The organism is Candidatus Planktophila sp. (assembly GCF_046070465.1).
In the GTDB taxonomy this organism is placed as follows: Bacteria; Actinomycetota; Actinomycetes; order Nanopelagicales; family Nanopelagicaceae; genus Planktophila.
Window position 1 is genome coordinate 1 of the sequence record NZ_JBJTMK010000062.1, and the last position, 3,851, is coordinate 3,851.

At 49.2% G+C, this 3,851-nt stretch carries 3 protein-coding genes and 1 pseudogene; 2 read left to right on the plus strand and 2 right to left on the minus strand.

Annotated features, from left to right (window positions below; all coding sequences use genetic code 11):
* A partial coding sequence (locus ACKOVI_RS02960; RefSeq protein WP_509602536.1) for an aldehyde dehydrogenase family protein occupies window positions 1-1,261 on the minus strand: 1,261 nt, incomplete at its 3' end.
* A gap of 64 nt (window positions 1,262-1,325) precedes the next feature.
* Between ACKOVI_RS02960 and ACKOVI_RS02965 the strand changes: the two are divergent.
* Together ACKOVI_RS02965 and ACKOVI_RS02970 are read left to right on the plus strand one after the other, a co-directional pair.
* A pseudogene (locus ACKOVI_RS02965) lies at window positions 1,326-2,714 on the plus strand (APC family permease); the annotation flags it as partial.
* Between the two features lie 30 nt (window positions 2,715-2,744).
* Window positions 2,745-3,668, plus strand: a complete 924-nt coding sequence (locus ACKOVI_RS02970) for an OB-fold nucleic acid binding domain-containing protein (RefSeq protein WP_509602537.1) — start codon at window positions 2,745-2,747, stop codon at window positions 3,666-3,668.
* A gap of 7 nt (window positions 3,669-3,675) precedes the next feature.
* Here the strand turns inward: ACKOVI_RS02970 and ACKOVI_RS02975 are convergent.
* Window positions 3,676-3,851 (minus strand): tRNA-specific adenosine deaminase (locus ACKOVI_RS02975; protein WP_509602538.1); only part of this gene is annotated, 176 nt, incomplete at its 5' end.

Consider the following 3,851-nt stretch of genomic DNA (forward strand, 5'->3'; position numbering starts at 1 on the left):
CTGCGAAGCGGATAGCGCGCTTGAGGTCTTCAGAATATACATAGCTAATCAAGCCATAATCAGTGTCATTAGCTAACTTGAGAGCCTCTTCGTCGGTATCGAAGAGAACTACTGGAGCGACTGGTCCAAAGACTTCATTGACAAGAATTTCATCATCTTTAGCAACCTCAACAATTGTTGCTGGATAGAAAGCGCCTGGGCCTTCAGGAGTAGTTCCACCGAGGTGAACTTTTCCACCACGTGCTGTTGCGCCGTCAACAAGCTCAGCAATCTTATTGCGCTCTTTCATTGATACAGATGCGCCAAGAGTTATTCCGCTTTCACGACCAACACCCATCTTCATCGCTGCCATTGCCTTTGCAAACTCGGCAATGAATTTATCGCCGATTGAACGTGCAACGTAGATACGGTTGGCGGCGGTACAGGCCGCGCCACCGTTGCGCATCTTTGCCAACATCAAACCTTTTACTGCTTCTTCGATATTGGCGTCGTCGAGAACAACGAATGGTGCATTGCCGCCGAGCTCCATTGAGCAACGGATTACTTGATCTGCCGCTTCGCGAAGTAGAATCTTTCCGACAAGAGTTGAACCGGTAAACGAAAGATTTTTTACTCGAGAATCGTGCAATACCTTTGAGATTGCAGGTCCAGTCTGCGCTGGCAGGATGACATTGAGAACGCCCTTTGGCAGGCCTGCGCGCTCCATAATGTCGACGATGTAGAGGGCAGTCAGTGGTGTTTCACCTGCTGGCTTCAAAATCATTGTGCATCCTGCTGCAACTGCAGGACCAATCTTGCGAGTGGCCATACCTGCAGGGAAGTTCCATGGAGTAATAAGGAGTGAAACACCGATAGGTTGGTGAGTTACGAGGATTCGCTTATCTCCTGATGGAGAGAGGCGGAAATCTCCCGGTGTGCGCACCGCTTCTTCAGAGAACCAGCGGAAAAATTCAGCAGCGTATGCAACTTCACCCTTTGCGTCGGGAAGTGCCTTACCGTTTTCACGAGAGATCAACTCCGCGATCTGATCTGATTCTGCCGTCATGATTTCAAATGCTTTACGCAAGATTTCAGCACGTACTCGTGGCGGAGTCTTGGCCCAGCTAGCTGACGCAGCATCCGCTGCGGCGATAGCGGCGAGGTTCTGTTCGTCGCTTGAGGTAGCAACCTTTGCGATTACTGAACCGTCACTCGGGTCAATTACCTCGAGAGTGCCATTTCCATCTACCCATTGACCATCGATATATAACTGAGTGCGCATAAGATGAGCCTACCAAAATAGGCATTTAATAGTCATTGCAGTTAGTACATAAAAGGAGTCATTCGTGGCAAAGTCGTGGACAGATGGCGCACCAGCCCCGGTTGCTCTTCAGGAACATGCCCACCTCAAAGATCCACTGCGCTACAAGGTCAAGCGCGCCTTCTTAGGTGCGCCACATAATCGCCACTCTTTAGGCCATCAGCGGCTTGATAAGAGATATGCGCTTGGAATCCTTTCATCTGACTGCATCTCATCATCTGCTTATGGTTCAGAACAGATTTTGATTGCCCTGCTACCTGCATTTGGTTTAGCTGCATTCTCAATCTTGATGCCGATGACCGCTGTGGTCCTCATCATTCTTACACTTCTTACTCTTTCGTATCGCAACGTCATTGATGTCTACACAAAGACGGGTGGCGCATACATCGTTGCCCGAGATAACTTCGGCCCTGTTGTTGCTCAAGTTGCAGCTGTTGCTTTAATGCTCGATTACATCGTGACTGTTGCTGTGCAATCTGCGGCGGGTGTTGCCGCAATCATTTCGACCTTTCCGGGCCTCCATGATTTAAAGATGGAGATGATTTTTGCTGTCATTGCATTCCTTACCTTCGGAAATCTCCGTGGTGTGAAGGAAGCAGGAAAAGCTTTTGCCGCACCTACTTATTTCTTTATCGGGTGCATGGCGATCGTCTTTGGAATGGGAACCTGGCGTCTGATTAACGGCACCCTTCCAATGCTCAATCCTTATGCAGAAGGAGCTGTGCATGTTGGCTCCGAGCAAGGACTGATGTCTGCCGCTGCAATCTTTATCTTGCTCCGTGCATTTGCAAACGGAGGTTCATCACTTACCGGACTTGAAGCTATTTCAGATGGCGTCGCACTATTTAAGGCGCCAGAGCACACCAATGCAAAGCGCACCATGGTGATCATGTCGACTCTCCTAGGCTCTCTTGTTCTTGGCGTCTCATGGTTTGCCAGCCATATTCACGCTGTTCCTTATGAAGATGAATCCCCGACTGTTATCTCTCAGATTGCAAAAGCAGCACTCGGTCAGGGCACATTCGCCTCAGTGATGTTTATCTTGGTACAGGCCGCAACAATGCTTATTCTCTTTGCTGGCGCCAACACCACATATAGCGCATTCCCACTGCTCTGTAACTTTGTTGCAAGCGATGGTTATCTTCCACGTCAGCTGACAAAGCGCGGACATCGCCTGGCTTTCTCCAACGGAATTCTCTTGCTCTCAGCGGGCGGCCTCCTCTTGGTTACCTTTACCGCGGGTTCTGTCGAACACCTCGTCGCTTTCTACGCCCTTGGCGTATTCACAGGATTCACCTTGGCTGGTGCGGGTATGACAAAGCATGCACTGCGCACACGTCCAGAACATTGGCAATGGAAAGTTGCTATCAACTCAATCTCAGCTGGCGTCTCTTTCCTAGTCGTTGTGATTTTCTCAATTGTGAAATTCAGTGAAGGTGCATGGATGGTGCTCGTTGCTGCACCGATTCTCGTCTTTATCTTCTTGCGCTTCCGCAAGCAATACGTCCGCGAACAAGCAGCACTTAAAGTTAAAGATGACCAAGAGCGCGCCACATCAATTGCACGGCACGATGTCACTATTTTGGTAGATAACGTTGACCTCGCAACTGTTGGTGCTGTGCGTTATGCGCGTAGCTTGAAGCCACACAAGATCAAGGCAGTTCACTTTGTTATCGATGATCGCCATGCAGAAGATATTCAAAATGCATGGGCAGAATCAGAGGCACTAGAAGATGTGCCACTCGAACTCATCGACTGCCCTGACCGTCGTATCGCTAACTCTGCAATGGACTACGCTCTTCGCAAGACAGAAAAGCCTGATGTAGAGCTCACCTTGCTCCTGCCACGTCGCTCTTACTCACGTTTCTTAGGTCGATTGCTCCACGATCAAACTGCAGAAGAAATCGCAGCACCAATCTCGCAGTTGAAGCGAGTAGTTGCAACTATTATTCCTTTCGACGTCAACAACATCACCTCAGGTAAATCTGTTGTTATCCATGACGAGCATGAGGATGAAGTTAAGCCAACACAGGCAGCTTCTGCGCCTATTACACCTCGTGCTGACCTGCCATTTACTCCGATTAGCCATTACGCAGAGCACATCACTCCAATCGGAAAGATTGAATGGCGTAAGCGCGCACATGTACAGGGTCGAGTTACATCAATCTCAACTGCTCCCCGTGGCAGCGCTCCGTCTCTTCACGTTGAAGTCTGGGATGAGACCGGCGGAGTAACTCTTAACTTCTTGGGTCGTCGCGAAATTGCTGGTCTTGAAGTGGGTATGGAGGTACGCGCTGAAGGCATGGTCGGAGAAGAAGAAGGATCTCTCGTGATTCTCAATCCTTCATATGAACTTGTAATTCAATAAGCTCTCATTACTTATCTTTAAAGAAATCTGTCAGTAGCTCTGCACACTCTTTTTCAAGGACTCCTGCAGCGACTTCGACTTTAAAGATTGAACGTGGATCTCTCAGTACATCCCACACAGATCCGACTGCTCCGGCTTTTTCATCCCATGCCCCGAAAATAACTTTTGAGATTCGCGATTGGG